At 70.1% G+C, this 25,939-nt stretch carries 30 protein-coding genes; 17 read left to right on the top strand and 13 right to left on the bottom strand.

The window, feature by feature from the left end; genetic code table 11:
• Positions 1-2 precede the first annotated feature (2 nt).
• The 4 genes from SACGLDRAFT_RS06035 (at position 3) to SACGLDRAFT_RS06020 (ending at position 4,527) form a co-directional block, all read left to right on the top strand.
• Positions 3-1,580 (top strand): sugar ABC transporter ATP-binding protein, encoded by a 1,578-nt coding sequence (locus tag SACGLDRAFT_RS06035; RefSeq protein ID WP_005462715.1) that lies wholly within the window; start codon positions 3-5, stop codon positions 1,578-1,580.
• Entirely contained in the window at positions 1,577-2,593 is a 1,017-nt protein-coding gene (locus SACGLDRAFT_RS06030; RefSeq protein ID WP_005462712.1) for an ABC transporter permease, read from the top strand. The genes SACGLDRAFT_RS06035 and SACGLDRAFT_RS06030 overlap by 4 nt, the downstream gene beginning before the upstream one ends.
• Before the next feature lie 33 nt (positions 2,594-2,626).
• Positions 2,627-3,586 (top strand): ABC transporter substrate-binding protein, encoded by a 960-nt coding sequence (locus tag SACGLDRAFT_RS06025; RefSeq protein WP_005462710.1) that lies wholly within the window; start codon positions 2,627-2,629, stop codon positions 3,584-3,586.
• A gap of 110 nt (positions 3,587-3,696) precedes the next feature.
• Positions 3,697-4,527 (top strand): SAM-dependent methyltransferase, encoded by an 831-nt coding sequence (locus SACGLDRAFT_RS06020; protein ID WP_005462709.1) that lies wholly within the window; start codon positions 3,697-3,699, stop codon positions 4,525-4,527.
• A 386-nt stretch (positions 4,528-4,913) separates the two neighbouring features.
• Here the strand turns inward: SACGLDRAFT_RS06020 and SACGLDRAFT_RS22990 are convergent, their stop codons facing one another.
• Positions 4,914-5,087: a hypothetical protein gene (locus SACGLDRAFT_RS22990; protein WP_332306648.1), complete on the bottom strand. Its 174-nt coding sequence runs from the start codon at positions 5,085-5,087 to the stop codon at positions 4,914-4,916.
• Between the two features lie 451 nt (positions 5,088-5,538).
• Here SACGLDRAFT_RS22990 and SACGLDRAFT_RS06010 point away from each other — a divergent pair, with 451 nt between their 5' ends.
• Genes SACGLDRAFT_RS06010 through SACGLDRAFT_RS05990 form a run of 5 tightly spaced genes read left to right on the top strand, consistent with a single transcriptional unit; the run spans position 5,539 to position 9,793 of the window.
• Positions 5,539-6,723 (top strand): sensor histidine kinase, encoded by a 1,185-nt coding sequence (locus tag SACGLDRAFT_RS06010; RefSeq protein ID WP_232284081.1) that lies wholly within the window; start codon positions 5,539-5,541, stop codon positions 6,721-6,723.
• Positions 6,720-7,331, top strand: coding sequence for a response regulator transcription factor (locus SACGLDRAFT_RS06005; protein ID WP_005462705.1), 612 nt, complete (start codon positions 6,720-6,722; stop codon positions 7,329-7,331). The genes SACGLDRAFT_RS06010 and SACGLDRAFT_RS06005 overlap by 4 nt, the downstream gene beginning before the upstream one ends.
• A 43-nt stretch (positions 7,332-7,374) precedes the next feature.
• Positions 7,375-8,241, top strand: coding sequence for a dihydropteroate synthase (gene folP, locus SACGLDRAFT_RS06000; RefSeq protein ID WP_005462703.1), 867 nt, complete (start codon positions 7,375-7,377; stop codon positions 8,239-8,241).
• Between the two features lie 59 nt (positions 8,242-8,300).
• Positions 8,301-8,732: an SRPBCC family protein gene (locus tag SACGLDRAFT_RS05995; RefSeq protein ID WP_005462701.1), complete on the top strand. Its 432-nt coding sequence runs from the start codon at positions 8,301-8,303 to the stop codon at positions 8,730-8,732.
• 5 nt (positions 8,733-8,737) lie between these two features.
• Positions 8,738-9,793 (top strand): NAD-dependent epimerase/dehydratase family protein, encoded by a 1,056-nt coding sequence (locus tag SACGLDRAFT_RS05990; RefSeq protein WP_005462699.1) that lies wholly within the window; start codon positions 8,738-8,740, stop codon positions 9,791-9,793.
• A gap of 9 nt (positions 9,794-9,802) precedes the next feature.
• On the opposite strand, the gene SACGLDRAFT_RS05985 is transcribed toward SACGLDRAFT_RS05990, so the two are convergent.
• Entirely contained in the window at positions 9,803-10,960 is a 1,158-nt protein-coding gene (locus SACGLDRAFT_RS05985; protein ID WP_005462697.1) for a site-2 protease family protein, read from the bottom strand.
• A gap of 86 nt (positions 10,961-11,046) precedes the next feature.
• Between SACGLDRAFT_RS05985 and SACGLDRAFT_RS05980 the strand changes: the two genes are divergently transcribed.
• Positions 11,047-11,256 (top strand): hypothetical protein, encoded by a 210-nt coding sequence (locus SACGLDRAFT_RS05980; protein ID WP_005462696.1) that lies wholly within the window; start codon positions 11,047-11,049, stop codon positions 11,254-11,256.
• 44 nt (positions 11,257-11,300) lie between these two features.
• On the opposite strand, the gene SACGLDRAFT_RS05975 is transcribed toward SACGLDRAFT_RS05980, so the two are convergent.
• Entirely contained in the window at positions 11,301-11,693 is a 393-nt protein-coding gene (locus SACGLDRAFT_RS05975) for a hypothetical protein (protein ID WP_005462695.1), read from the bottom strand.
• A gap of 69 nt (positions 11,694-11,762) precedes the next feature.
• Positions 11,763-12,077, bottom strand: a complete 315-nt coding sequence (locus tag SACGLDRAFT_RS05970) for a DUF2795 domain-containing protein (RefSeq protein WP_005462694.1) — start codon at positions 12,075-12,077, stop codon at positions 11,763-11,765.
• Between the two features lie 526 nt (positions 12,078-12,603).
• Between SACGLDRAFT_RS05970 and SACGLDRAFT_RS05965 the strand changes: the two genes are divergently transcribed.
• Positions 12,604-13,200 carry a hypothetical protein gene (locus SACGLDRAFT_RS05965; RefSeq protein WP_005462692.1) on the top strand — a complete coding sequence of 199 codons (597 nt, stop codon included), beginning with the start codon at positions 12,604-12,606 and terminating at the stop codon, positions 13,198-13,200.
• A 122-nt stretch (positions 13,201-13,322) separates the two neighbouring features.
• On the top strand, positions 13,323-14,360 hold the full coding sequence (locus SACGLDRAFT_RS05960; protein ID WP_005462691.1) for an iron-containing redox enzyme family protein: 1,038 nt from the start codon (positions 13,323-13,325) through the stop codon (positions 14,358-14,360).
• A 36-nt stretch (positions 14,361-14,396) separates the two neighbouring features.
• Here the strand turns inward: SACGLDRAFT_RS05960 and SACGLDRAFT_RS05955 are convergent, their stop codons facing one another.
• From SACGLDRAFT_RS05955 to SACGLDRAFT_RS05935, 5 genes are read right to left on the bottom strand one after another with little or no spacing between them, the layout of a single operon-like run.
• A complete protein-coding gene (locus SACGLDRAFT_RS05955) occupies positions 14,397-14,633 on the bottom strand; it encodes a CDGSH iron-sulfur domain-containing protein (protein WP_005462690.1) in 237 nt (78 codons plus the stop codon).
• Positions 14,605-15,258: a HemK2/MTQ2 family protein methyltransferase gene (locus tag SACGLDRAFT_RS05950; protein WP_005462688.1), complete on the bottom strand. Its 654-nt coding sequence runs from the start codon at positions 15,256-15,258 to the stop codon at positions 14,605-14,607. The genes SACGLDRAFT_RS05955 and SACGLDRAFT_RS05950 overlap by 29 nt, the downstream gene beginning before the upstream one ends.
• 4 nt (positions 15,259-15,262) lie before the next feature.
• Positions 15,263-15,526 (bottom strand): DUF4235 domain-containing protein, encoded by a 264-nt coding sequence (locus SACGLDRAFT_RS05945; RefSeq protein ID WP_005462687.1) that lies wholly within the window; start codon positions 15,524-15,526, stop codon positions 15,263-15,265.
• Positions 15,523-15,804 carry a DUF3618 domain-containing protein gene (locus SACGLDRAFT_RS05940; protein ID WP_005462685.1) on the bottom strand — a complete coding sequence of 94 codons (282 nt, stop codon included), beginning with the start codon at positions 15,802-15,804 and terminating at the stop codon, positions 15,523-15,525. Before SACGLDRAFT_RS05940 ends, SACGLDRAFT_RS05945 begins: the two co-directional genes overlap by 4 nt.
• On the bottom strand, positions 15,801-16,214 hold the full coding sequence (locus tag SACGLDRAFT_RS05935; protein WP_005462683.1) for a phage holin family protein: 414 nt from the start codon (positions 16,212-16,214) through the stop codon (positions 15,801-15,803). The genes SACGLDRAFT_RS05940 and SACGLDRAFT_RS05935 overlap by 4 nt, the downstream gene beginning before the upstream one ends.
• Before the next feature lie 192 nt (positions 16,215-16,406).
• Here SACGLDRAFT_RS05935 and SACGLDRAFT_RS05930 point away from each other — a divergent pair, with 192 nt between their 5' ends.
• From SACGLDRAFT_RS05930 to SACGLDRAFT_RS05915, 4 genes are all read left to right on the top strand, one after another.
• Positions 16,407-16,850, top strand: a complete 444-nt coding sequence (locus SACGLDRAFT_RS05930; RefSeq protein WP_005462679.1) for an ATP-binding protein — start codon at positions 16,407-16,409, stop codon at positions 16,848-16,850.
• A gap of 55 nt (positions 16,851-16,905) precedes the next feature.
• Positions 16,906-17,340, top strand: coding sequence for a DUF4383 domain-containing protein (locus tag SACGLDRAFT_RS05925; RefSeq protein WP_005462678.1), 435 nt, complete (start codon positions 16,906-16,908; stop codon positions 17,338-17,340).
• A gap of 97 nt (positions 17,341-17,437) precedes the next feature.
• Positions 17,438-18,382, top strand: coding sequence for a glycosyltransferase (locus SACGLDRAFT_RS05920; protein ID WP_005462677.1), 945 nt, complete (start codon positions 17,438-17,440; stop codon positions 18,380-18,382).
• 19 nt (positions 18,383-18,401) lie between these two features.
• Positions 18,402-19,613, top strand: a complete 1,212-nt coding sequence (locus SACGLDRAFT_RS05915) for a glycosyltransferase (RefSeq protein ID WP_005462676.1) — start codon at positions 18,402-18,404, stop codon at positions 19,611-19,613.
• Between the two features lie 48 nt (positions 19,614-19,661).
• On the opposite strand, the gene SACGLDRAFT_RS05910 is transcribed toward SACGLDRAFT_RS05915, so the two are convergent.
• From SACGLDRAFT_RS05910 to SACGLDRAFT_RS05895, 4 genes are all read right to left on the bottom strand, one after another.
• Positions 19,662-22,196, bottom strand: coding sequence for an ATP-dependent Clp protease ATP-binding subunit (locus SACGLDRAFT_RS05910; protein WP_005462675.1), 2,535 nt, complete (start codon positions 22,194-22,196; stop codon positions 19,662-19,664).
• A gap of 72 nt (positions 22,197-22,268) precedes the next feature.
• The gene (locus SACGLDRAFT_RS05905; protein ID WP_005462674.1) at positions 22,269-23,159 is read right to left on the bottom strand and encodes a glycosyltransferase family 2 protein; all 891 of its coding nucleotides are present in this window, start codon (positions 23,157-23,159) and stop codon (positions 22,269-22,271) included.
• Positions 23,156-23,986 (bottom strand): glycosyltransferase family 2 protein, encoded by an 831-nt coding sequence (locus SACGLDRAFT_RS05900; RefSeq protein ID WP_005462673.1) that lies wholly within the window; start codon positions 23,984-23,986, stop codon positions 23,156-23,158. Before SACGLDRAFT_RS05900 ends, SACGLDRAFT_RS05905 begins: the two co-directional genes overlap by 4 nt.
• Positions 23,983-24,852: a polysaccharide pyruvyl transferase family protein gene (locus SACGLDRAFT_RS05895; protein ID WP_005462672.1), complete on the bottom strand. Its 870-nt coding sequence runs from the start codon at positions 24,850-24,852 to the stop codon at positions 23,983-23,985. The genes SACGLDRAFT_RS05900 and SACGLDRAFT_RS05895 overlap by 4 nt, the downstream gene beginning before the upstream one ends.
• Before the next feature lie 62 nt (positions 24,853-24,914).
• Here SACGLDRAFT_RS05895 and SACGLDRAFT_RS05890 point away from each other — a divergent pair, with 62 nt between their 5' ends.
• Complete coding sequence (locus SACGLDRAFT_RS05890; protein ID WP_005462671.1) at positions 24,915-25,907, top strand: UDP-glucuronic acid decarboxylase family protein; 993 nt, start codon at positions 24,915-24,917, stop codon at positions 25,905-25,907.
• Positions 25,908-25,939 lie beyond the last annotated feature (32 nt).

Raw genomic sequence — 25,939 nt, 5'->3', positions numbered from 1 at the left:
GCATGAGCGATACGGCCACCTCGGAAGCCGAGGTCCCGCATCCGACGTTGTTGCGGGTCGAGGGGGTCAGCAAGAGCTTCCCCGGCGTCCGGGCGCTGAACGACATGCGACTCGAACTGCGGTCGGGCGAGGTGCTGGCGCTCGTCGGCGAGAACGGCGCGGGCAAGTCCACGTTGATGAAACTGCTGTCGGGCATCGAGAAACCCGACGCCGGTGAATTCTTCCTCGACGGTCGCCCCTACCGGGCCGCCAACCCGCGCGAGGCGACGGCAGCGGGCATCAGCATCATTCACCAGGAACTCAACCTGGTGCCACACCTGACCGTGGCCCAGAACATCTTCATCGGCCGGGAACCCCGCAGAGCGGGCTTTTTCCTCGACGAGCGCAGACTCAACCGGGAGGCGGCCGAGCTGCTGGACCGGCTGCACCTGCCCCTGGACCCGAGGGCCGTCGTCGGCGACCTCACGGTGGCCAGGGCACAAATGGTGGAAATCGCCAAAGCCCTGTCGTACGACCCGAAGGTCCTGATCCTGGACGAACCGACGGCCGCCCTGAACGACAAGGAAGTCGCCACCCTGCACGAGTTGATCCGCCGGTTCGTGAGGCCGGGGACCGGTGCCGTCTACATCTCCCACCGCATGGAGGAGATCAAGCGGATCTGCGACCGCGTCACGGTGATCCGCGACGGCACGTACATCGACACGGTCGCCGCCGCCACCACGACGACCTCCGAGATCATCGCGCGAATGGTGGGCCGCTCGCTCGACACGGACGCCAAGCCGGTGAACGTGCGCGCCGACCGGGAGGTCGTCCTACAGGTCCGCGGCCTGTCCACCAAGACGCTGCTGCGCGACGTGAGCTTCGAGCTGCGACGCGGCGAGATCCTCGGGTTCGCGGGCCTGATGGGAGCGGGCCGCACCGAGGTGGCGAGGGCGCTCGTCGGCGCCGACCCGATCACGTCGGGCACCGTGACGCTGCACGGCAGGCGCGTCCGCATCCGACGGCCCGCCGACGCCGCCCGGCTCGGCATCGGCTACCTGTCCGAGGACCGCAAACGGTTCGGGCTGCTGCTCGACCACGACGTGAAGGCGAACATCGCGCTGAGCTCACTGAGCCGGTCGTTCTCCGCGTCCGGCTTCGTGCGCGACCGCGAGGTCCGCGAGACCGCGCGCCGCCACGTCGAGCTGCTGAGGATCAAGACCCCGTCGATCGACCAGATCACCAAGTACCTGTCGGGCGGCAACCAGCAGAAGGTCGTCATCGCGAAGTGGCTGGTCACCGACTGCGACGTGCTGATCTTCGACGAGCCCACCCGAGGCATCGACGTCGGCGCGAAGGACGAGATCTACACGTTGTTGAACGACCTCGCCGCCGAGGGGAAGTCGATCATCATGATCTCGTCGGAACTTCCCGAGATCCTCCGCATGTCTCACCGGGTCGCGGTGATGAGCGAGGGACGACTGACCGGCGTCCTCGACGGGGACGAGGCGACCCAGGAAAACATCATGCACTACGCCACGCTGCGCCCCGAGGGGGACGCGGTCGGCGACGAGGCCGAGAAAGAGGCGGGACAGCGATGACCACGGTCAAACCGCACCGGGCGAGCACATCGGACGGTGGCTCCGCGAACGGCGTCAAGGAGCTGGTGAGGAACAGGCTGCAACAACTACTCGCGTTCGCCAGCCTCATCGTGATCTACGTGTTCTTCTCGATCGCGAGCCCCTACTTCTTCACGTACGACAACTTCACCGCGATCCTGTTCTCGACCGTCGTGATCGGCACGCTGGCCATCGGGACCACGTTCGTCATCATCACGGGTGGTATCGACCTGTCCATCGGCACGGGCATGGCGTTGTGCGCGGTGATGTCGGGCGTGTTCCTCGTCCACCTCGGGCTGCCGCTGCCGCTCGGTGTGCTGGGCGCGGTGCTGTTCGGTGGACTCGTCGGTCTGGTGAACGGACTCAACATCGCGTTCCTCAAGATCCCACCGTTCATCGCCACGCTCGCCATGATGCTGGTGGCCGAGGGGCTCGCGCTGGTGCTGTCCGACAGCGCGCCGATCTACTTCAACGACGTCCCCGGCTACGTGGACATCTCCCGAGGCAACCTGATTCCCGGCGTCGACTTCCCGAACGCGGTGCTCGTCCTCATCGTGGTGGCGATCGTCGCCGGTGTGTTGTTGACCCGTAGCGTCCTCGGCCGCTACACGTACTCGATCGGCAGCAACGAGGAGGCCACGGCGTTGTCGGGGATCGACGTGCGCCGCTGGAAGATCGCCATCTACGCCTTCGCGGGGCTGTTCACCGGTTTGGCCGGTGTGCTGATCTCCGCACGGCTCGGTTCCGCCCAGCCCGCGACCGGCATGGGGTACGAGCTGCAGGCCATCGCCGCCGTCGTCATCGGCGGGACGTCGTTGTCCGGCGGCAAGGGCTCGATCCTCGGAACGTTGATCGGCGCGCTGATCATCTCGGTGCTCAACAACGGACTTCAGATCATGTCCATCCCGCAGGAATGGCAGAACGTCATCCTCGGTTGCGTCATCCTCGTCGCCGTCTACGCCGACCGGATGCGCAAGGGGGAGACCTCGGCCTGACCGCCCATCCACCGGAACAAAGGAGATCTGGTCATGAGGTTCACCAGGCTCGCAGCGCTGGCCGCGGCGGCCACGCTGGGACTGACGCTCACCGCGTGCGGTTCGGGCTCCGGCGGCGGGGGCGACCAGCCCTACATCGCCATCGTGTCGAAGGGCTTCCAGCACCAGTTCTGGCAGGCGGTGAAGCAAGGGGCCGAGGAGAAGGCGGCCGAGCTCGGGGCGCGCGTGACGTTCGTCGGCCCCGCGACCGAGCAGGACGTCGAGGAACAGCTCGACATGCTCACCAACGACCTCGCCAAGAGCCCCGACGCGATCGGTTTCGCGGCGTTGGACAGCAAGGCGGCCGCCCCGATTCTGGAGCAGGCGCAGGCCCGGGGAATCCCGGTGATCGCCTTCGACTCCGGCGTGGACAGCGACATCCCGGTGACCACCGTGGCCACCGACAACAAGGCCGCCGCCGCCGAGGCCGCCGAACACATGGCCGAGGAGTTGGGCGGCAAGGGCAAGGTCGCGATGGTGGTGCACGACCAGACCAGCCGCTCGGGCATCGACCGCCGCGACGGCTTCCGCGAGTGGATGGAGGCCAACGCGCCGGGCATCACCGTGCTCGACCCCCAGTACGGAGGCGGTGACCAGCTCGAATCGGCCAACATCACCAAGTCGATCATCTCGGCGAACCCGGACCTCGACGGCATCTACGCCTCCAACGAGGGCTCGGCGATCGGTGTGATCAACGGTGTCCGCGAAAGCGGCAAGGAAGGTCTCACCGTGGTCGGGTTCGACTCGGGCCAGGCCCAGATCGATGCCATCCGCAGCGGGGAGATGACCGGCGCGGTCACCCAGGACCCCCTCGACATGGGACGACAACTCGTGGCCTCGGCCATGAAGGCCATCCAGGGTGAGGAACTTCCGAAGCGGATCGACACCAACTTCTACTGGTACGACAAGAGCAACATCGACGACGAGAAGATCCGGGCCGCGCTCTACGAGTGAGGTCGAACTCGCGAAGGGGCCACCGGACCATTCCCGGTGGCCCTTTTTCCGTATTCGACACCTCCGGACAGAGGTGCACGATCGGGTGATCCTTTCGCTACGCTCGCCGTGTGTCCGATCGCAGAATCCTCGACCTCGACCTGAGCCGCCCTTCCTCCGGCCGGGTCTACGACTACTGGCTCGGCGGGTCCAACAACTACGCCATCGACCGTGAGTTTGCCGAGAAGCAGCTCGCCCGCGCCCCGGAGATCCGGGAGGCGGCTCGGGCGAACCGGGCCTTCCTCGGCCGTGCCGTGCGGTTCGCGGCGTCCAGCGGCATCCGCCAGTTCGTCGACATCGGCAGTGGTTTGCCCACCCAGGGCAACGTGCACGAGATCGCCGACGAAGTGGCGCCCGGCGAATGCCGTGTCGTCTACATCGACAACGAGCCGGTGGCCCACGCCCACGCCCAGATCCTGCTGGAGGACACCGCCGACCCGGCCCGGCACCGCGCGCTGGCCGGTGATTTCTTCGACGGGCCGAAGCTGTGGGAGCGGGTGCTGGCCGAGGGCATCGACCCCGAGAAACCGATCTGCCTGCTGACGGTGGCGCTGCTGCACCTGCTGCCCGCGGAACAGGAACCCGAGAAGGTGCTGGCGTACTACCGGGACCAGCTCGCCCCCGGCAGCCTGCTGGTGCTCTCCCACGCCTGCCTCGACAGCGGGGACGAACAGGCGAAGGAGGCGTTCGGCAAGATCAGCGACGACTACCGCTCCAAGGTGGCGGTGCCGGGCAGCAGCGGCCTTCGCAACCGCGAGCAGATCGCGGAGTTCTTCGGCGACTTCGAACTGCTCGAACCCGGCCTGGTGTGGGTGCCGGAGTGGCGCCCCGACGCGCCGTTCGTCGGTGACCCCGCTCGGTCGCGTGCGGTGGCGGGGGTGGCGCGCAAGACCTCGGCCTGACCGGCGGAGGAAACCGCGGTCGGCGTGGTGGTGGTCGTCCGTCCACGAGCCGGGACGGGGGTCAGTGACGCGGTTCCCGACGGAAGTACCGCTTCGCCGCGGCCACCCGAGGACCGCCCGGACGACCGGACCGCCGAGGGCGACCGCACCGGGATCAAGCCCTCGGCCGGGTCCGGCGCCGCCCGGACGGCGGTGCCGACGAGGCCGAAGAGCACCGGCGATAACCACGGTCCGGGCCGGCTCCCCCACGACGCGACCCCGGTGGTCGCCGTACCGAACCCGATCACCGCCACGAGCGGCGCGAGCTTGCCGGGCGTCGCCCTCGCCCTGGTGCATGATCGCCAACCGGTGTGCAAGCCACTCGGCCTCCTCCAGGTAGTGCGAGGTCAGCACGATCGTGGCGCCACCGGCGAGCAGCTCCCCACCAACTCCCACGTGGCTTGCCGCGACTCCGGATCGAGCCCCGTGGTCGGTTCGTCGAGGAACAGCACCTCCGGGCCGCCGAGAGTGGCGAGCACCGGGTCCGGCCCGTGCTTCTCCCCTCCCGAGAGCTGCTTCACCCGCACACCGGCACGAGGGGCGAGCCCCGTCGTTCGCGCGAGGCGTCCACAGTGGATTTCCGAGCGATCACCCGATTCCACATCCTCGCCGTCTCCCGCGCGGTGAGATCGCCCGCGAACCCTCCGGACCGCAGCATGATCCCGCAGCGGCGGTGCACGAACACGCGTCCCGGAACGGCTCACGGCCGAGCACGCACACCGTGCCCGCCGGGGAGGCCGATGCCTCTCCAGCGTGCCCATCGTCATCTCGCCCGCTCCGTTCGTGCCCGGCAACGAAATCGCCGTGGGCACCGCGCGGGTCCCGTGCCGCCCCCACTGTCTCGCTCATGTCGCCGGCCCTCACACCTTCCGAACCGCCCCGGTGGAGCCGGGTGTCAACGGTCCACATGCGAATTTCCCGGCCTCGACATGACATCTGTCATCGGCGCGGGAGCGGGTTATGCTCCGTGACGTGAGTGGCGAGGATTCCGGCATCGGCACGGGAATGCGGCGACTGCGCAAGTACACGTGGTGGTCGTTGGTCCTGCTGAGTTATCTCGCCGTGATTCCGGGACTGCAGCTCGCGATCGGCGGCACCGTGTCCCCCACCCTGCTCGTGGTCACGGCCCTGGTGACGGTCCTGACGATCGTGCAGCGCGCGCGGTTCGTCAACCGCGGGTTGCGGCGCGACCCCCCTCCGTCCGGCCCCAGCGTCGAGCACGCCGTGACCTTCGCGTCCGCCGCGGCCGCCTGGGGCTACGCCGTCGCCGTCGTGCCCAACCCCATCTCGTGGGCGTTCCTTCCCGGACTGCTCGCCGGGGGCGTGGTGCTCGACACGGTCAAGGGCCGACGTCGCTCGACGAGCTTCTTCATGGCGCTCATGGCGGCGGGGGCCTGTCTGCTGGCGTGGCCCTATCGCGAAGCGGCATCGGACAGCTGGTTCCCGTGGTTCCTGGCGGCGATGGCCGCCGCCTTCGTCCTGTGCTTCGCCGCCCTCGACGTCACCCAGGTGTGGTTTTGGGACATGGTCGTGCGGATCGACGAGTCCCGTGCGGTCGCCGAGGAACTCGCCGTGGCCAAGGAACGCCTGCGGTTCGCCGCGGACCTGCACGACATCCAGGGACACCACCTCCAAGCGATCATGCTCAAGGGTGAGCTGACCGAACGTCTCATCGGACGGGACGACGAGGCCGCCAGGGCCCACGCCGCGGAGCTCACCGAACTCGCTCGCACGGCGTTGAAGGACACCCGCCGGGTCGTGCACGGTTACCGGGGCACCGACCTGCGCCGGGAGATCGGCAACGCCGTGGACATCCTCGGTGCCGCGGGCATCGACACGCGGGTACACGGCGACGTGCGGGACGTGCCGCCCCCGCTCCAGGCGTTGTTCGGCGCGTTGATCCGGGAGGGCACCACGAACATCCTCCGGCACAGCCAGGCCACTCGCTGCGAGCTGACGTTGGAGTCGGATCACGCCACGGCCCGTGTCCGCCTGGTCAACGACGGGGTGCTCCCCCGGAACTCCCAGCCCGGCAGCGGTATCGCCGGGCTTCGCGAACGATTCGCCGCTCTCGACGGTGACGTGGAAAGCCGCGTGATCGAGGATGGTGCCGAGACGCTGTTCGAACTGGGCGGTCACGCGCCCGTGCGGAGGTGAGGCAACTGATCCGCATCGTACTCGCCGACGACGAGGACCTGATTCGCGGCGCGTTGGCCACACTGCTCGACCTGGAGGACGACATCGAGGTCGTGGGCCAGGCCGGGGACGGCGACACGGCCGTCGAACTCGTGCTGCGCACCCGGCCCGACCTGGCGGTGTTCGACCTGGAGATGCCGCGCTCCGACGGGCTCGACGCGGCGAGCCGCGTCCGCGCCGAACTCGACATCCCCATCGTGATCGTCACCCGGCACGCCCGCCCCGGAGTGTTGAAACGCGCGCTGGCCAGTGGGGTGCGCGGGTTCGTGCCCAAGACCACGGCCGCGAGTCGCCTCGCGGAGATCCTGCGGGACGTCCACGCCGGCAGACGGTACGTGGATCCGGAGATCGCCGCGTCCGCCCTGACGGCGTCGAGCTGCCCGCTCACCGAACGGGAGCTGGAGCTGCTGCGGTACGCGCACACGGGGAGCACGGTGGGGGCCATCGCCGAACGGGCGCACCTCGCCCCCGGCACGGTCCGCAACTACCTGTCGTCGGCCATGAGCAAACTCGGCGTGTCCACCCGATACGAAGCCGCCCGCCGGGCCTGGGAGGAAGGCTGGATCTGACGCCGCGCCACCTCGACCGCGGACCGCGGCTAGGGTCGTGCTCGTGGTGACCCTGCATTGCCGTGGCCGCGTGGTGGAGCGCAACCGGGCTCTCGTCATGGCCATCGTCAACCGGACTCCCGACTCGTTCTACGACCGAGGAGCCACCTACGCCCTCGACTCGGCGGTGCGCGCCGTGGACGCCGCCGTCGCGGAGGGAGCCGACATCGTCGACATCGGCGGGGTGAAGGCCGGACCGGGCGCCGACGTGTCCGTGACCGAGGAGATCCGCCGGGTGGTGCCCGTGGTGGCCGCGGTCCGAGACCGCCATCCCGACCTGCTCATCAGCGTGGACACCTGGCGCGCGGAGGTCGGCAGGCGGGTGTGCGAGGCGGGCGCCGACCTCCTCAACGACACGTGGCAGGCGGCCGACCCCGCACTGGCCGAGGTGGCCGCCGAGTTCGGCGCGGGTTACGTGTGCTCCCACACCGGGGGCGCCGCTCCCCGGACCCTGCCGCACCGCGTCGAGTACGACGACGTGGTGGCCGCCGTGGCCGAAGAGGTCACCAAACGCGCCGAACACGTGGCCGCACTCGGCGTGCCCAGGGGAGGCATCCTCATCGACCCGACCCACGACTTCGGCAAGAACACCTGGCACGGCCTCGAACTGCTGCGCAGGCTCCGGGAACTCACCTCCACCCCGTGGCCGGTGCTGCTCGCGCTGTCGAACAAGGACTTCATCGGGGAGACCCTCGGCGCCGAGCTCCACGACCGCGTCGACGGCACGCTCGCGGCGACGGCCGTGGCGGCCTGGGAGGGCGCGGCGGTGTTCCGCGCGCACGAGGTGCGCCGCACCCGGCAGGTGGTGGACATGGTGGCCAGCATCCGGGGCACGCGCCCACCGTCCCTGGTGCTGCGGGGCATGACCTGACGACGACGCCACCTCCGCACCACCGGTATAGCTTCGTCCGGCACGGGTATGCCAGGCACATGACCGATTTCGAGCACACCCGAGTCATCGACGCCGACCCCCGCACCGTCTTCGACATCGCCTCGTCGATGACGTCCCTGGACAGCTGGACGCCCGAGGGCGTGGAGGTGGAGCCGGAGGGCGAGGGCACCCTGCACGCGCGGGTGGCCAGCGGCAGCGACGTCCACGACGAGACGGGCTACGTCGACACCGACCGGGATCGGATGCGCCTGCGGTGGGGCGGCACGGACACCGGATACGAAGGCTGGCTCCAGATCGAGCCGCACACCAACGGCGGCTCCAACACCCTCGCCACGTTGCACGTGAAGTTCGAGGGCGGGGCACCGGAGACGCTGGGCGGTGAGCACACCGCCTCCGTGGACAGCAGGATCGAGCAGGCCCTCGACCGGCTCTCGGCGCTGGTCCGGGACCGGACCGAGACCACGCGGTAGTCGACATGCGTGTCGTTGTGACCGGCGCGACCGGCAACCTCGGCACCAGCGTGGTCCGTGCGCTCGCCGACGATCCGACGGTCGAGTCGATCGTCGGCCTCGCCCGCCGCACGCCCCGGTGGTCGTCCCCGAAGACGACCGTCCGGCAGATGGACCTGAGCAAGGCGGAGGACGACGCGCTCGACTCGGTGTTCGCCGACGCCGACGCCGTCGTCCACCTCGCGTGGCTGTTCCAACCGACCCGCGACCCGGTGACGACGTGGCGGACGAACGTCCTGGGCAGCCTGCGCGTGTTCGAGGCCGTCGCTCGCTGTGCGGTGCCCGCGCTCGTGTACTCGTCGTCGGTGGGGGCCTACTCCCCCGGCCCCAAGGATCGCCGCGTGGCCGAGGACTGGCCCACGCACGGCTGGCCGGCAGCGGCGTACACCCGTGAGAAGGCCTATCTCGAACGGGTGCTCGACGCGTTCGAGGCCGAACACGAGGCCATTCGCGTGGTGCGCATTCGACCGGGATTCGTCTTCCAACGGGAAGCGGCCTCCGAACAACGGAGACTGTTCCTGGGCCCGTTCGTGCCCACGAGTCTCCTGCGGCCGGGTGTCCTCCCGGTGGTGCCGAACTCGCCGTCGTTGCGCATGCAGGTCGTGCATGCCTCCGACGTCGGCGAGGCGTTCCGGTCGGCCGTGACCCGTGACGTGCGGGGAGCGTTCAACGTGGCCGCCGACGAGGTCGTCGACGGAGCGCTGCTCGCCCGGCTGCTGGATGCGCGCCCGGTGCCGACGCCGACGTGGCTGCTGCGCGCGGCCCTGGCGGCGGCGTGGACGCTTCGGCTCGTGCCCGCCTCACCACAGTTGTTCGACGCGTTGGTGCGGCTGCCGCTGATGGACACCACGCGAGCCCGCACGGAACTCGGCTGGCGACCTCGGCACTCGGCGACCGAGGCCATCACCGAGTGGCTCGCCGGACTGCGGGAGCACGCCGGAGGCCGGACCCCGCCCCTGGCTTCCTCCGTCAGGGGAGGCAGGCTCGGCGAGCTGGCCACGGGGGTCGGCAAACGGGCGTGAACGTCCGGGTCACCCCGCCGTACCGGGCCGCACGGCGACCTCGTCGGCGACGAGCCCGCGCACCGTCACGGCTCGGCTGACGTCGGTGGGGGTGACGATGCCGACCAGCCGCTCGGCCTCGAACACGAGCGCCCGGCCGTCCGGCGCGTCCCGGAGTTCGGGCAGCAACCGGCTCAGCGGTTCGTCGGGCGTGGCCTTCGGAACGTCCTCCATCGGACACGCGATCGCACGCACACTGGTGGTGTCGCGTTCGTCGACCGGCACGGACCGCAGCCGGTTCAACGTGACCAGCCCCTGCACGTGCCCCGCCGAGTCGACCACCGGGAACGCGGAGTGCCGCCGCGTGAGCGCCACGTCGTGCAGGAAGTCGTGAACCGACAGGGCCGCGTCGGTGGTGTCGGGCTCGGGAGTCATCACCTCGGCCACCCGGACGTCCCCGAGACTGCCGCCCAGTCGTGCCTGCCGTTCCTCGGCGCCCGCGACGGTGACGATGAACAGCCCGATCACCATCCACCACAGCCCGCTGCCGCTGCCCGCGAACAGCAGTTGCCACGCGCCCAACAGGATCAACGCGATGCCGAAACCCCGGCCCGCGCGAGCACTCCAGACGGCCGCGCGCTCGCGGTCGCCCTTCCACGCCCACAGCGCGGCCCGGAGGATGCGCCCGCCGTCCAGTGGCGCGGCGGGCACGAGGTTGAACACGGCCAGCACCGCGTTCAACACCGCGAGATAGACCGCCACCATCACCACGAGCGTCGGAGCGTCCACCGCGACGAGCAGCCACGCGAGCGCGCCGAACAGGGCACCGGCGACCACGCTGGCCAACGGACCCGCGACCGCGACCCGCAGGTCGGCCGCGGGAGTGCGCGCCTCGTTGCGCAACGCGGCGAGACCGCCGAGCAGCCACAGGGTGATGTCCCGCACCTCGATGCCCTGCCGCCGCGCGACCACGGCGTGCGCGAGTTCGTGCGCGAGCAGCGAGGCCAGGAAAAACAGGGCCGCCACGAGCGCCGCGGCGACGTAGGCGCCGCCGGAGTAACCGGGCAGGAGCACGGGCCAGCTCCGGAAGCCGAGCCCGACCACGAGGATGAGGAGGATGCCGAGCACGCTCCAGTGAGCGCCTATCCGGATACCCGCGATGGTGCCGAGCTTGAACGTTGACGACATGTGACGCCTCCAGCAGCGTCCGACGGGTTAACGCTCCACCGTGTGGGTTACCCGGAAGCGGAAATCATCAGACACGGAGGACGACAATGCCGGACGAGCAGGACCTGCACGACAAGACGTTGGGAGAACTGGCCGAGACCGCGCACCGGGAGGGCATCCCGTTCGTGGCGCACATGAGCCAGAGCGAACTCGTGGAGGCGATCGAGCAGCAACGGGAGGCGAACGAACTCCAGTCGCCGCGGCCCCGACGGGCCGACGAGGAACCCACGGCCGGAAGACCGACCCCCACGTCGTGACCCGGACCGCGGCGGACGACCGCATCCGCCGGGCACGCGACCCGTCACTCGCTCACGACGAGGTCGCTGCTGGCCGCCTGGGCGGCCTGGATGTCCCGGCTCAACGCCGTGCTCATCCGGTGAGCCCTCGCCAACGCCGAGGCGACCTCGAAGATCGACTCGGCCACCTCGCCGTAGGCCCTGGGGTCGCGGCCGCCGACCCGCCCGCACCACAGGCACTGTTCGAGCCACGTGGCCATCTCGGGCAGGCACCGCGCCAGGTTGTCGACGAGCAACTTCAGCGATCCGAGCACCTCGTGCAGCTCGCCGGGACTCGCGAGGATGTCACCGTCCACCGGGCCCGAGGTCCGAAGTGACAGCGCCCTGACCGCATCCTCCGCGCGTGCGGCGAGCCGTGCCGGCGAGTTCTCCACCTCGCCGCTACCGGGAAAATCCATGATCGCCTTACTCTCTCGTCGAGACGGTCGCGCAGTACAGCTACCCAGCGGAAAACTCGGACAAACGACTCAACTGCCCCGGTTCTCACCGAGTTCCTCGACGATCGGATGCTCCTCGACGTCCTTGGCCCGCTCGGACAATCCCGGTTTGTCGTGCGCGCGGCGGCGTTCGGCGCGCTCGCGGTCGTATTCCGGGGACGCGAACGAGACCGCTCGCTCCACCTCGGCGAGGTTGGCGTAGGTCTCGGGCGGAATCCCCTTCAGCTCGCGCAGGGTGGCGGCGTCGGCGTCGAGCCGTTCGGCGCACCGCACCAACTCCTCGCGATCGGCGGGAAAGTCCGCCTCGGATAACGCCGCGCGCAACCGTGCCACGGTCGTTGCCATCACGCTCACCTCCACGGCGCGGCTACCCGTGGACCGACATCGCGAAACCGCGCGGGGTGACTCCTCGCGGCCGGCTCCCGGAGCGCTCCTCACCGGGCTCACCACCCATCCCGGAGTTTTCCAGTATGGACGGACTGATTCCCCAGGAATGACTGTGAGAAGGACGAAAGGATCGACTCTGCGCTCCGGGGACGACTCACACCGGAGTCCATCTCGGACGATGCTGCTCCGACACTGGGCGGCGACGCTCCCCTGTTCCCGAGCGACCGTCACGGCGCCGACCTCGGTCCGACTCCGCCGAGACGCGGCCTCCGGCGGAGCCGGGGATACTGTGGACGGACACACGACCCCACCAACGCGGTCCGTGATCAGCGTTGTCGCGTTCTGTGATCAACACTTCGGGAAACACGCCATTGTGCCACACCGCACACACATTCCGTCACAATCCCTGTCTGTGACGACAGCCCGTGATGATCTACTGTGAGACAGCTCAACTCGGCTGTTCCCGGTCTTGAAGGGCTCAGACGTGGACAACGATGTGTCGGTGGCCCGGCTCTCCGACGACGACTGGAACGATCGGACTCCGCCGGGACCGCGGTCGCGGATGCGCGTACTCGCGGTGATGGGGGCCGTGGTCGTGGGTTGCGTCGTCGCGGCCGTCGCGGTGAACCTCGCACCCGACGACGTCACTCAGCACGCGGACGACCAGGGTGAACGCATCGTGGTCATCGACCCCGACCGCACCGAGCTCTACCCCACCACGGTCAGGACCGTCCCCACCACGTCGGGAGACGGCCAGGTGGTCGTCACCGAGGTCACCGGACTGTCCGAGGACGGGGACACGGCACCGGACGCTCCGTGGGACGCCCCCGAGCCCGGCGGCGTCGACGACTCGCCCGAGGCCCCCTCGGACGACGACGGCGGCGACACCGACGTACCTCCTCCTCCCGACGAGGATCACGAGGACTCCGACACCCCCACCCCGCCCGCCCCCTCGGACACTCCCGAGCCGCCGCACCCGACGACGCCGAGCGCTCCGCCGACCACCACGCCTCCCGAGGAGGACGAGGAGGAAGAAGAGGAAGAGGAGTGCACGCCGTGGTGGTGGATCGCCTGCTGGTGAGGCCGGAAAGCTGGCCACGGCGATGACACGGTGACACCACGCTCCCGCCCCGCGGTTCGCCACGGCCTCGACACGGTGTATCCCGAGGCCCGCTCGGGTAACCCGCCCGTGTGAGTACCAGTGTGAGCGCGCGAACGGGGACCTCCGCACCCGAACCGGCGCCGACGGCGTCGTTGCCGCTGCCCCGAGGGCCGTTGTCGGCGGCCGTGGTGGCGACCCTGCGGGAGGAACCCGGCGGTCGACATCACCTGCCCACGAACGTCGGCGCCGCCGACCCGTACGGGGACGACCTGCACCTGGCCCTGCAGACGTGCTACGAGCTGCACTACCGCGGCTTCGCCGACGTCTCCCCCGAGTGGGAGTGGGACCCCGACCTGCTGCGCCTGCGCACGGCGCTCGAACGCCGGTTCCTCGCCGCCCTGCGCGCCGACGTCCCCGGCAGAGGGCGCGACCGCGACGTCCCGGCCACGCTCGACGAGCTCCTCGTGGAACCCGTCCACGGCACGGGGCTGAGCCACTGGCTGCGGGACGAGGGCTCCTGGACGCAGATGCGCGAGTACCTCGCGATGCGCTCGATCTACCACCTCAAGGAGGCCGACCCGCACGCGTGGGTCATCCCCCGGCTACGCGGTCAGGCCAAGGCGGCGCTGGTCGCCGTGGAGTTCGACGAGTTCGGTGGCGGCCGGTACGAACGTATGCACTCCCGGCTCTACGCCGACCTGATGGAGGCTGCGGGGCTGCGTTCCGACTACCTCGGCTACGTCGAACACGTTCCGGCCCAGGCGTTCGCCACGGTGAACCTGATGTCGATGTTCGGCCTCCACCGCTCGCTGCGCGGCGCGCTCGTGGGGCACTTCGCCGCGGCCGAGATCAGCACGGCGCCGAGTGCCCGCCGCATGGTGCAGGCCCTCGATCGGCTGGGCGCCGACGAGGCCTGCCGGTTCTTCTTCAGCGAACACGTCGAGGCCGACGCGGTGCACGAGCAGGTGATGCGGCACGAGGTGATCGGCGACCTCCTGGCACGCGAGCCCGACCTGGCCGCCGACGTCGTCTTCGGCGTGCAGGCGACCGAACTGCTCGAATCCCACCTCGCCGACCACACGCTGTCGCACTGGCGCGAAGGACGCAGCGCGTTGCGGTTTCCGCTGCCCGACGACTGAACCGCCGTACGCGGGACGGGCGTCGGGGGCCGCCGATCAGCGCCGCTTACGGCGATGGCTGGCGTCGCAGAACGGATAGCTCCCGCTGCGGCGGCACGCGCACACGGCGACCTGGAACCGGTCCGACACCACGGTGGTGCCGTCGGCGAGCCGCACTTCGACGGGGCCCTCCACCAGGACGGGACCACCGGGCACCACGGTGACCCGGCGGAGACGGGAACTTCTCGGGGTCCTCGGGACGCGCTCAGTCGGCCCGTTCGGTTCGGTCGGCACGGATGACCACCAACTCCTCCTCGCGTTGTCCATCGGCGATCAGCCCACGCCGTTCCAGATACCGCGCTCGGCTCCGCAGCACGGGGCCGAACGGCACCGGGCGACGGGCGACGATCGACGTCTTCAGGCCGCCCTCGGCCAGGGCCGCCAGCGTCTCGTCGACACCGGCCAGTGACGACTGCACCAGCAGCAGACAACCCCACGCGGACAACAGGTCGGGGACCGCCGCGCAGAGCGGATCGATGACCGCGCGGCCGTCGTGTCCGGCGTCCCAGCGGGGTAACGTCCGCCCGCCACCCGGCCACGGCACGTACGGCGGGTTGGCGAGCACGAGGTCGAACGGCCCCGGTGGCGGGGCCGACGAGACATCGGCCCGGCACACCCGCACGGGAAGGCGGCGCAACCGCGCGTTGAGCCACGCCGCCGCGAGGGCCCGCCGCGACACGTCGAGCGCGACGACCTCGGCCGCCCCCACTCGCGCTGCGGCGACGGCCAGCACTCCCGTGCCCGTACCGACGTCCAGCACCCTCGCGCCGGGCGGCAACGTCACCGTGGTGAGAGCCTCGGCCAGCAGATCGGTGTCGTCCTGCGGGCGGTAGACCCCCGGCGGTCGCACCAGGAACATGGACTCACTCATTCCCCGGCCAGGCACCGGTCACCTTCTCGTACCCCACCGCACCGGCCCGGTCCACCGCCGCCTTCACGGCTCCCACGACGGCTCCCTGCGCCGCGGCGGCCGCCACGACCTGCCATGCCGGAAACGTGCGATCGGTGGCCTTGGGCGCCTTGGAGCCCCCGGTCACGCGCCGCCAGAACTTCTTGAGCATCGTGCTCGCCAACAGCCCGCCCCCCACGCTGCACAGCAAGCTGAGCGGCCGGTACAACGCCTTCATCGCTTCAGCCTCCACGTCAGCAGACCGCCGAAGAGGGCCGAGAGGGCCGCGCCGCCCGCCGCCACGGCGACGGGGTTGGCGCGCAGGGTGCGCAGCACGACCTGCGAACGGTCGTGGAACCGCTCCTTGGCGCGCTCCCCCACGTTGAGCCGGGTCATGAGTTCCCGCAGGGTCTCCCCCAGCTCTTGCCGCGTGAGTTCGATGTCCACGCGCGCCTGTTCCACCGTCTGCGGGAACTCGTCGTCGGGCGGGCTCGACGACGAGGTCGACGAGGTCATTGCCGCATCCTCTCCCTCACGACGTCGATGTCCCTGCGCACGCTCTCGATGGACTCCCTCGGCATGGGGGGCGTCGCCTTCCGGACCTGCTTGCCGCCGACGAGGGCGAGCATTCCGGCCAGCAACAGCAACGCTCCGCCGACCACCAGGGCCGCGGCCCACGCGGGCAGGACGAGCGCGAGTGCCAACACGGCGGCCGCGACGAGTACCGCCAGACCGAAGAAGGCCAGCATCCCGCCCGCACCGGCCATCCCCGCGCCGATGCCGAGCCGCTTGCCCTTCACCTGCATCTCGGCCTTGGCAAGCTTGATCTCGTCACGGACGAGTCTGCTCACCTGTGAGGAAAGATCGTTGACGAGCTGTGCCACCGAGCGCTGGCCCACGGCGTCACGCTGTTCGTCGTACACCACGGTTTCCTCCCATTCGTCGTGTACACGTGGCACTCACGCACCCGTGACCGCCCGACGGTGGTCACCGTGTGCCCCGGAGGGAGCTGGCACAAACCTCCCGGCCGCTCCCGGAAAAAGCCGCGAACGGGGGAACGACCGTGCTCCCACTCGGGTGAGTGTGGACATCCGCTCGGTGGGTATCCCGGCGACATCATGGGAAGACGTGAGCTGGTGGACTGGTTCGGCCCCGGATGCCGAGGGCCGATGGAGCTGCGCGTTCCCGCCGATCCTCGACATCTGGCGACAGTCCGCATGATGGCCCAGGGAGTGGCCGAACGCGAGGGATTCGCCCCCGACGAGGTCACCGACATCGTCCTCGCGGTGGACGAGGCATGCGCGAGCCTCGTCCACGCCTCCGTGCCCGGAGCGGTGCTGACCTGCCGGTTGTCCGTCACGTTCGGCACGCTTCGCGCCGAGGTGTCCACGACGACGATCGCCGGTGGGGTGCCGAGCCAGCAGTCCCTCGGATGGCGCGTACTGGGCACGGTCACCGACTTTCTGTCGGCGTGGCGCTACGACTTCGACCCGCAACGAGACGTGGACCGAGTAGTGCACATCGACTTCGCGAAGCAGGCCGCCCACCGTATCGCCCGGTAGCGGCGCGACCGCCTCCCGCGGCGGCGACCGTCCGCGACGTCGAGAGGGGCAGGAGATGAAACCTTCGGCGAGACCGCGCCGGCCGGCGGCGACACTGCGCGCGACGGTGTTCGTCATCGGCCTGGCCTACCTGGTGCTGGGCATCTCCGGGTTCGCGTTGGTGGGCTCCGACATGGGGTACGACCCCTCCCGCACCGTGTGGGTGTTCGGAGCCAGCGGGCTGCTCAACATCGGCCACACGGGCGTGGGTGCGCTGGGGTTGGCGGCGACGCACACCGAAGGGACCGTACGCGCGTTCGGTTGGCTGAGTTTCTTCGCGTTCGCCGGACTTTTCGCCTACAGCATCCTGGCCGTGACCGTGTCACCGCTGGGAAACCTCGCGAACGTCCACGGGGCGAACGTCTGGCTGTACGGCGTGACCTCACTGCTGGGCCTGGTGATCAGTGTGCTGCCGTCCCGTGGCGGAGCGGCGACCGGACACGCCACGTGACGAGCGGCGAAAACCTCCTCCACACAGGGTCACCGAACCACGACCGGCCGCGTTACGAACGGTTTAGCCCAGCAGCCGGCCGGGCAACTTCGGTGACATGGAAGTGCTGGTGTGGCATGTCCACGGCTCGTGGACAACCGCGTTCGTCAAAGGAAAGCACACCTATTTACTGCCTACTGTGGACGATCGCGGACCGTGGGGCCGGGGCCGCTGCGGGCGGGCCTGGCCCGCCTCGGCGGTGGAGGTGAGCCCCACCGAGCTACGCGAGCACGACGTCGACGTCGTGGTGCTGCAACGCCCCGAAGAGATCGAGCTGACCCGCCGGTGGCTGGGACGGACACCGGGAGTGGACGTCCCCGCCGTCTACGTCGAGCACAACGCCCCGCGAGGCTCCGCGGCCACCTCTCGCCACCACCTGGCCGACCGAGACGACATCGTCGTCGTGCACGTCACCCACTACAACGAGCTGATGTGGGACAACGGGGTCGCCCCGACCGTGGTGATCGACCACGGCATCGTCGACCCCGGTCATCGCTACACCGGTGAACTTCCCCGCGCCGCCGTGCTCGTCAACGAGCCGGTACGACGAGGCCGCGTGGTGGGCACCGACCTGCTTCCCGTGTTCGCCCGCGTCGCACCGATCGACCTCTACGGGATGGGGGTGGAGCACGTCGCCGTCGACGGCGTCACCCCGGTCGGCGACCTCCCCCACGACACCCTGCACACCGAGATGGCCCGCCGGCGCGTCTACGTGCACACCGCGCGATGGACCTCCCTGGGGCTGTCCCTGCTGGAGGCCATGCAGCTCGGCATGCCCGTGGTCGTCCTGGCGTCGACCGAGGCCGCCACGGCGGTTCCCCCCGACGCGGGAGTCGTGTCCACGAACGTCGCCGACCTCACCTCGGCGGTGTCGACCCTCTGCGCCGACCCGGAACTGGCCACGCGCATGGGCAAGTCGGCACGCGAGTACGCCCTGGCGCACTTCGGTCTCGACGCGTTCCTGCGCCGCTGGGACGTCCTGCTCGAATCGCTCGCGCCCTGAACCCCTCGCAGGAGGCACGATGAAGATCTCGATGGTTTCCGAGCACGCCAGCCCACTGGCGGCACTGGGTGAGGTCGACGCCGGGGGACAGAACGTGCACGTCGCCGAGCTGTCCGCGGGCCTGACCAGGGCGGGACACGAGGTGACCGTCTACACCCGCCGGGCCGACGAGGACCAACCCGACGAGGTCACCGCACCCGGTGGCTACCGCGTGGTCCACGTCCCCGCCGGCCCGGCCCGACACGTGCCGAAGGACGAGCTGCTGCCGCATATGGGCGAGTTCACCCGGTTCCTGCGCTCCCGCTGGGAGAGGGAGCGCCCCGACGTCGTCCACGCGCACTTCTGGATGTCGGGGCTGGCGTCGTTGATGGCGACGCGTTCGCTGGGCGTGCCCGTGGTCCAGACGTTCCACGCCCTCGGTGTGGTCAAGCGCCGACACCAAGGGGCGAACGACACGAGTCCCGCCGAACGGATCGGGTTGGAGCGGCTCATCGGCAAGCACGCGGCTCGCGTGGCGGCGACGTGCTCGGACGAGGTGTTCGAACTGGTGCGGATGGGGCTGCCGAGGTCCCGCATGTCGATAGTGCCCTGTGGGGTGGATCTGGAGAGGTTCACCCCCTCCGGCCCCAAGGAGCCCCGCAACCACCGGTACCGCATCGTCTCGATGGGCAGGCTGGTGCCGCGCAAGGGCTTCGACGTCGCCATCGCGGCGCTGCGTTCCCTGCCCGAGGTGGAGTTGATCATCGCCGGGGGTCCCCCGGAGGACAGGTTGGCCGAGGACCCGGAGGCCCGCCGGCTGCTGCGGTTCGCCTCCGACCTGGGAGTGGCCGACCGAGTGCGGTTGACGGGGCGGATCGCCCGCGCCGACGTGCCCGCGCTGCTGCGTTCCGCCGACGTGGTGGTGTGCACGCCGTGGTACGAGCCGTTCGGCATCGTGCCGCTGGAGGCGATGGCGTGTGGCGTGCCGGTGGTGGCCGCGGCGGTCGGCGGGCTCACCGACACCGTGGTGGACGGGGTGACGGGCGTGCACGTCCCGCCGAGGCGACCCGACGCGGTGGCCGCGGCCGTACGCAGGCTGCTCGGCGACGCCGCGCTGCGCGACGCCTACGGCATCGCGGGCTCCGATCGCGCCCGGTGCCGGTACTCGTGGGACCGTATCGCCACCGACACCCTCCGGGTCTACGAACGCGTGGTGCCCGCCGCGGCGCTCAACGACGAGGAGACGGGGTAGCGATCGCGCCGCCCTCGCGGGCGCGTCCGCCGGGTGACGAGCCCGGCTTCACGCCCCCACGGGAGCGACGACGTCGAAGGACAACGCGCCGTCCCGCACGCTCACGTCGACTCGGGAACCGGAGTTGAGGTCCCCCTTCAGCAGCATCCGCGAGAGCACGTTGTCGACCTCCCGCTGGATGGTCCGGCGCAGCGGCCGGGCCCCGTACTCCGGTTGGTAACCGACCTCCGACAGCCATCGCACGGCCTCCGGCGAGAATTCGACGTCCACGCCCTGGGCATGCGCCTTGCGTCGGGTCTCCTCCAGCAACAGCCGGGTGACCTGCTGAAGCTGTTCGGACGACAGCTTTCGGAACACGATGATCTCGTCGATGCGGTTGAGGAACTCCGGCCGGAAGTTCTCCCGCAGTCTGCGCATCAGACGCTCACGGAGCGGGTTCTCCGCCTCACCCTCGTCCTGGGGAGCGAACCCGAGCGAGCCCTGGGTACCGCTCAGCACGAGTTCCGACCCGATGTTGCTGGTCATGATGAGGACCGTGTTGGTGAAGTTCACCGTGCGACCCCGACCGTCGGTGAGACGGCCGTCCTCCAGCACCTGCAACAGCATGTTGAACACGTCGGGGTGGGCTTTTTCGATCTCGTCGAGCAGCACCACCGAGTACGGGCGCCTCCGCACGGCCTCGGTGAGCTGACCGGCGTCCTCGTACCCGACGTATCCGGGAGGCGCGCCGACGAGCCTGCTGACGGTGTGCCGCTCGCCGTACTCGGACATGTCGAGCCGGATCATGCTGTCCTCACTGCCGAACAGGGCTTCGGCCAGCGCCCGCGCGAGTTCGGTCTTGCCCACCCCCGTGGGCCCGAGGAACAGGAAGCTCCCCGACGGCCTGCCCGGTTCGGCGAGGCCCGCCCTGGCCCGACGCACGGCCTCCGCCACGGCGGCCACCGCCTCGTCCTGGCCCACGACCCGCCCGTGCAGGTGCTCCTCCAGGTTTAGAAGCCGCTCGCGTTCCTCCTGCGTCAACTGCGCCACGGGAATGCCGGTGCTCCGCGAGACCACCTCGGCGATGTCGGTGGCCGTGACGTCGGGGGACTCGGGAGGCCGCTCCTCCTTGCGCAGCTCCTCGATTCGGCTGCGCAGATCGTGGATCTCGTCGCGCAACGCCGACGCGCGCTCGTAGTGCTCCTCGCTCACCGCCTGGTCGCGGTCGCGGCACAGCTGTTCGAGTCGCGACTCCATGTCGCGCAGCCGCTGGGGCCATCGTCCGGAACGCATCCGCACCCGCGCGCCGGCCTGGTCGACGAGGTCGATGGCCTTGTCCGGAAGGTAGCGGTCGGTGATGTAGCGATCGGACAGGGTGGCCGCCGCGCTCAAGGCCTCGTCGGTGAACCGCACCTGGTGGTGGGCCTCGTACTGGTCGCGAAGTCCGTGGAGGATGGCCAGCGTGTCCTCCACGTTCGGCTCGGGCACGAGGATGGGCTGGAAGCGGCGCTCGAACGCCGGGTCGTTCTCGATGTTCTCGCGGTACTCGTCCAGGGTCGTCGCACCGACGATGTGCAGCTCACCCCTCGCGAGCGCGGGCTTGAGCATGTTGCTCGCCCCCATCGAGCCCTCCGAGGCCCCCGCGCCCACCACGGTGTGGAGTTCGTCGATGAACACGATGAGCTTGCCCTGGTTCCGGCGGAGTTCGTCGAGCAGCTTGGTCATGCGCTCCTCGAAGTCACCCCGGTAGCGGGTGCCCGCGACCATCGCCGCGATGTCGAGCTGCACCACGCGGCGATCGGCCATCGACTCGGGCACGTTGCCGTCGACGATCCGCTGGGCGAGCCCTTCGACGATGGCCGTCTTGCCGACCCCGGCCTCCCCGATGAGCACGGGGTTGTTCTTCGTCCGCCGGGACAGCACCTCGATGGTCTGTTCGATCTCGTCGTCGCGTCCCACCACGGGGTCGATCTCCCCGCTGTGCGCCATGGCGGTGAGGTCACGACCGTAGGTGTCCAGCGTGGGGGTCTCGCTGGTCTGCTCCGGCTGCGCCGGTTCGGGACGCGCCGCCGGACGCGGCGAGCTCTCCGGCCCGGAGATCGCCCGCTGCATGGCCTCCGGGGTCACGCCGGCCTCCGACAGCATCAGCCCCGCGCGGGAGTCGGGGTTCGCCACCAACGCCAGCAGGATGTGCTCGGGACCGATGTAGGACGACCGCAGTCCGCGCGAGATCTGGTGAGCGTCGAGCAGGGTGCGCTTGGCGCCGGGGGTGAGCACGGGTGTGCTCTGCGGTGACCGGCGCTCCGCCGCCTCCCGCTCCACGCGCTCGGCCAGCGCGTCGGGGTTCGCACCCGCCCGTTGCAGCAGTTCCCGGCTTCCGGGGACCCTGGTCGCCGCCCACAGCAGGTGGGTGGAGTCGAGCTCGCTCTGCCGCCATTCGCTGACCTGGCGCACGGCCGCGGACACCAGCGCGAGCGCCTGCTCGCTCATCAGGCGCGTGATCCCCACGGCGTGAGGACGCCGTCCCGGCATCGCGTTGCCGAAGAACTGGGCGAGCAACTGGTCGAACGGGCTGGGGCCGGGGTCGGCGAAGAAGCCGGTCATCGACACTCTCCCTTTGCGGCGGCGGTTCGTTCTCGCTCCCCGGCCTACCCGGTGGAGCGGTTCGTCAACCCGTCATCCGACGTAGCGCCTGGCGGCGGAGTGACGCTGGGAGTGCTCCAGCGACCGCAGCCCCTCCTCCACCGACGGCGGTACCACCCGACGCTCGGACAGCACCCACGGCAAGCCTCGTACCGCCTCGACCACGGCGCCGAGGGTGGCGGTGTCCTTGGGCGCCGACCGCAGCACGTCGACGGTGCGCCGGACGGCCGACCGGACGGGCCTGCGCAACCACAGCGTCCACAGCGTGTTGCGGATGCCGAGCTGACGCCGCCGCCGGGAGTCCCGCAGCCGCGACGGCGCGTGGTGGATCACGATGTCGGGGTCCCAGCACATCCACCACCCGTGCGCGGCGAGGTCGATGGCGAGCAGCTCCTCCTCCCCGCCGAGCCACATCCGCGGCGAAAATCCACCAACCTGCCGGAACGCCTCCACCCGGAAGGTCGTCAGCCCCGCCATCACCCCGAGCAGGGCGGGGCCGGGCAGCCAGTCGGGACCACGCACCGGCGAGTGCCGCAGTTCCGGGGTGATCGGGTCCTCCACCAGGTCCGGTTCCACGAGGCAACGGCCCGTCACCGCCGCCAGGCCGGGAAAGGTGTCGAGCACGTCGGCGGCCCGTGTGAGGGACCCCGGCTGCCATCGGGTGTCGTCGTCGCAGAACGCCACGTACGGCGTGACGACCCGGCGCACGGCGAGGTTCCGGGCCACCGCCCCCAGGTTGCGGTCGCACCTCAACAGGCAGGCGTGGGGGAACACGGTGGCGATCGCGTCGGCGGTGCCGTCGGTGGAGGCGTTGTCGGCGACCACGATCGGCGCGGCGTCGGGCAACGACGTCATCGCCTCCAGGGTCCGCAGTGCCTCGTCCCGACGATTGTGGGTGATCATCACGACGCTGACACGGTTCATGCGAGCTCCCGGATCCGCTGTTCGACGTGGTCGGGAAGAGGGCGGCGAGCCGCCAACGCCTTCGGCATCCTGCGAAGCGCTCCCGCCGCCGCCACGGGATCGCGCAGGAGCGTGCCGATCGTGCGCGCGCAGTCGCCCCACGGACGGCGCATCCACGTGATGAGCACGTTGTTGCGCCGCTCGATCCGCCGTCGCCAGGCCGCGGGCGGCCGACGCGCCGACGGATGGTGGTGCGCGCACAACCGGTCGACGTAACACAGCTCCCAGCCCCGCGCGGCGAGGTCGTAGGCGAGCAGTTTCTCCTCGGCCCCGAAGTGCAGCAGCGGGTTGAACCCACCCGCGTCGAGGAACGCGCCGCGCCTCACCACCGCGGAACACGCGAGGAAACCCAGCACTCGGGGTCCGGGCAGGTCCGGCGCGGTACCCAACGGGCTGGCGGCCATCGCCTCGCACACCGGGTCACGACGGCACTCCGGTCCCACCAGGGTCGTGGCCGCCACGAGACCGAGCCTGGGATAGGCGTCGAACAACACCTCGGCCAGGGGCAACGCCCCCTGTGCCCACCACGAGTCGTCGTCGCAGAACGCCACGTACGGGGTGTCGGCGGCCTCCACCCCCAGGTTGCGTGCCGCTATGCCCACGTTCTCCGGGAGCCGGATGAGCCGCACCCCCGGAAACTCGTCGCGAACCACGGCGGCGGTGCCGTCGACCGACCCGTTGTCCACCACGATGATCGGCGGGGTGGGTCTCAGCTCCCGCAACCGCGTCAGCGTGCGGGCGAGTTCCTCCACCCGGTCCCTGGTGGCGATCACCACCGTCGTCCTCATCGGAGTACCTCGTCCACCAGCTCCGTGATGAGCGTGCCCCGGCATCCGGGCGGGGTCCGCACCCGCTCCCCACCGCCGGCCGACAGGCACCAACGCCACCACCGGTCCAACGTGTCGGTGTCCAGCTCCTCGGCGCCGATCACGGCGGGCCAGCCCAGCGCGTGTCCCTGAGCGGTCACCTTCCCGCCACCCGCCACCGGGTCCACGGCCACGGCGGGAACGCCGGAGCGCAACGCGAGGACGAGCCCGTGCATGCGCGTGGTCACCACGACGTCCATCCGCGCCACCAGGGACAGGAACTGGTCCGGCGTCGCGCAGTGTCGCCAGTCCGCGCCGTCGAGCCGCGTGTCGAGGTGCACCCGCGCGCAGTCGAGACCGGCGACCCAGTTCAGCAGGGTCTTGTGCACCTGCTCGTGTCTGCGGCGCCCTCCGTACTCGTACTGTCCGGGCGCCAGCATGATGCCGACCACCGGCACCGTGTCGATGTGTGCGGCGTAGGCGAGATCCGGCTGTACTCCGTCGAGTCCGTCGCGGGCGAGAATACGGTGGAACCCCGCCGCCGCGGGGCTTCGCGGATCGATCACCGACACCCCCACCGCGATCCGGCGGCACCCCGAGTACCGGCGGTGAAGCCACTCCACCTGTTCGCCGTGGACGGGCCCGCACGCGAACACGAGATGGGTGTAGCGCTGTGGCTCCGCGTCGTCGAGATGCAGTGCCTCCGGGCGTAGGACGGGGCTCCAGACCGTGTCCACGTCGATGCCGGCGCCGTCGAGGGCGTCGGCGACGCGTCGCATGCTCAGCACGTCCCCCGCGGTCGCCTCCCCACGGAGGAAACTCGGCCATCCGGTCACCAGCACGCGCATGCCGGGCCTTGTACCCGCTGGCGGAGCGTTTCACACCGAACCGGAAGGGTAACCGAACCGGCATGGTTTCCGAGGGTGAACACGTGGTCGTCATCGGGGGTGCGGGGTTCCTCGGTTCCCATGTGTGCGAACGACTTCTGCGCTACGGGTATCGAGTGACCTGTGTGGATAGTCTGATTACGGGCAGTGCCGACAACGTCTCGCAGTTGCGGCACGACCGGGGGTTCCGGTTCGTCGAACTCGACGTGACCCGCCCGCTGTCCGAGTGGCCCGAACTGCCCGGCGGCTCCGTGCTGCACCTGGCCTCCCCCGCTTCCCCCAAGGACTATCGGCGTCTGCCCGTCGAGACGCTTCGGGTGGGCGCGATCGGCACCGAGAACGCGCTCGAACTCGCCAGCCGACACGGAGCGCGATTCCTGCTGGCGTCCACAAGCGAGGTTTACGGCGACCCGGCGGAGCATCCCCAGAGCGAAAGCTACTGGGGAAACGTCAACCCCGTGGGACCACGCAGCGTGTACGACGAGGCCAAGCGCTACGCCGAGGCCCTCACCCTGGCCTACCACCGGGAGCGAGGCACCGACGTCGCCGTCGCCCGGATTTTCAACACCTACGGTCCGCGCATGCGAAGCGGTGACGGGCGACTGGTACCGAACTTCGTCACCCAGGCGCTCTCCGGCGCCGCGCTCACCGTGGCCGGAACGGGGACCCAGACCCGTTCGCTGTGCTACGTCGACGACACGGTGTCGGGACTGCTCGCCCTGTGGCGCAGCGATCTCACCGGTCCCGTGAACATCGGTAACCCTCACGAGTTGTCGGTACGTCACCTCGCCGAGGAGATCCGGGCCCTCACGGGCACCGACTCCCCGATCACGTTCATACCCGGCGCCGTCGACGACCCCCGTCGTCGCTGTCCGGACATCACCCTCGCCCGCACCGCCCTCGGTTGGGAACCGGAGATCGACCTTCGGGAAGGTCTGCGCCGGACCATCGCCTGGTTCGCCCGACACACCGTCCCGGCGGTGTCGGCGGCCCCACTCGCGAACGACTCGCGGTGACCACTTTCACTCACGTTCCGTAGCGACGTCCT

It is taken from the genome of Saccharomonospora glauca K62 (assembly GCF_000243395.2).
GTDB classification, from domain to species: Bacteria; Actinomycetota; Actinomycetes; order Mycobacteriales; family Pseudonocardiaceae; genus Saccharomonospora; species Saccharomonospora glauca.
The sequence above is the reverse complement of the archived record's forward strand: the minus strand, read 5'-3'. Positions and strand labels throughout refer to the sequence as shown.

What these genes read in the sequence shown, in the direction of transcription:
- SACGLDRAFT_RS06035 (WP_005462715.1), top strand. Translation starts at nt 3, where the DNA reads ATGAGCGATACGGCCACCTCGGAAGCCGAGGTCCCGCATCCGACGTTG.
- SACGLDRAFT_RS06030 (WP_005462712.1), top strand. Translation starts at nt 1,577, where the DNA reads ATGACCACGGTCAAACCGCACCGGGCGAGCACATCGGACGGTGGCTCC.
- SACGLDRAFT_RS06025 (WP_005462710.1), top strand. Translation starts at nt 2,627, where the DNA reads ATGAGGTTCACCAGGCTCGCAGCGCTGGCCGCGGCGGCCACGCTGGGA.
- SACGLDRAFT_RS05995 (WP_005462701.1), top strand. Translation starts at nt 8,301, where the DNA reads ATGACCGATTTCGAGCACACCCGAGTCATCGACGCCGACCCCCGCACC.
- SACGLDRAFT_RS05990 (WP_005462699.1), top strand. Translation starts at nt 8,738, where the DNA reads ATGCGTGTCGTTGTGACCGGCGCGACCGGCAACCTCGGCACCAGCGTG.
- SACGLDRAFT_RS05985 (WP_005462697.1), bottom strand. Translation starts at nt 10,960, where the DNA reads ATGTCGTCAACGTTCAAGCTCGGCACCATCGCGGGTATCCGGATAGGC.
- SACGLDRAFT_RS05980 (WP_005462696.1), top strand. Translation starts at nt 11,047, where the DNA reads ATGCCGGACGAGCAGGACCTGCACGACAAGACGTTGGGAGAACTGGCC.
- SACGLDRAFT_RS05975 (WP_005462695.1), bottom strand. Translation starts at nt 11,693, where the DNA reads ATGGATTTTCCCGGTAGCGGCGAGGTGGAGAACTCGCCGGCACGGCTC.
- SACGLDRAFT_RS05970 (WP_005462694.1), bottom strand. Translation starts at nt 12,077, where the DNA reads ATGGCAACGACCGTGGCACGGTTGCGCGCGGCGTTATCCGAGGCGGAC.
- SACGLDRAFT_RS05950 (WP_005462688.1), bottom strand. Translation starts at nt 15,258, where the DNA reads ATGTTCCTGGTGCGACCGCCGGGGGTCTACCGCCCGCAGGACGACACC.
- SACGLDRAFT_RS05945 (WP_005462687.1), bottom strand. Translation starts at nt 15,526, where the DNA reads ATGAAGGCGTTGTACCGGCCGCTCAGCTTGCTGTGCAGCGTGGGGGGC.
- SACGLDRAFT_RS05940 (WP_005462685.1), bottom strand. Translation starts at nt 15,804, where the DNA reads ATGACCTCGTCGACCTCGTCGTCGAGCCCGCCCGACGACGAGTTCCCG.
- SACGLDRAFT_RS05930 (WP_005462679.1), top strand. Translation starts at nt 16,407, where the DNA reads ATGGGAAGACGTGAGCTGGTGGACTGGTTCGGCCCCGGATGCCGAGGG.
- SACGLDRAFT_RS05925 (WP_005462678.1), top strand. Translation starts at nt 16,906, where the DNA reads ATGAAACCTTCGGCGAGACCGCGCCGGCCGGCGGCGACACTGCGCGCG.
- SACGLDRAFT_RS05920 (WP_005462677.1), top strand. Translation starts at nt 17,438, where the DNA reads ATGGAAGTGCTGGTGTGGCATGTCCACGGCTCGTGGACAACCGCGTTC.
- SACGLDRAFT_RS05915 (WP_005462676.1), top strand. Translation starts at nt 18,402, where the DNA reads ATGAAGATCTCGATGGTTTCCGAGCACGCCAGCCCACTGGCGGCACTG.
- SACGLDRAFT_RS05910 (WP_005462675.1), bottom strand. Translation starts at nt 22,196, where the DNA reads ATGACCGGCTTCTTCGCCGACCCCGGCCCCAGCCCGTTCGACCAGTTG.
- SACGLDRAFT_RS05905 (WP_005462674.1), bottom strand. Translation starts at nt 23,159, where the DNA reads ATGAACCGTGTCAGCGTCGTGATGATCACCCACAATCGTCGGGACGAG.
- SACGLDRAFT_RS05900 (WP_005462673.1), bottom strand. Translation starts at nt 23,986, where the DNA reads ATGAGGACGACGGTGGTGATCGCCACCAGGGACCGGGTGGAGGAACTC.
- SACGLDRAFT_RS05895 (WP_005462672.1), bottom strand. Translation starts at nt 24,852, where the DNA reads ATGCGCGTGCTGGTGACCGGATGGCCGAGTTTCCTCCGTGGGGAGGCG.
- SACGLDRAFT_RS05890 (WP_005462671.1), top strand. Translation starts at nt 24,915, where the DNA reads ATGGTTTCCGAGGGTGAACACGTGGTCGTCATCGGGGGTGCGGGGTTC.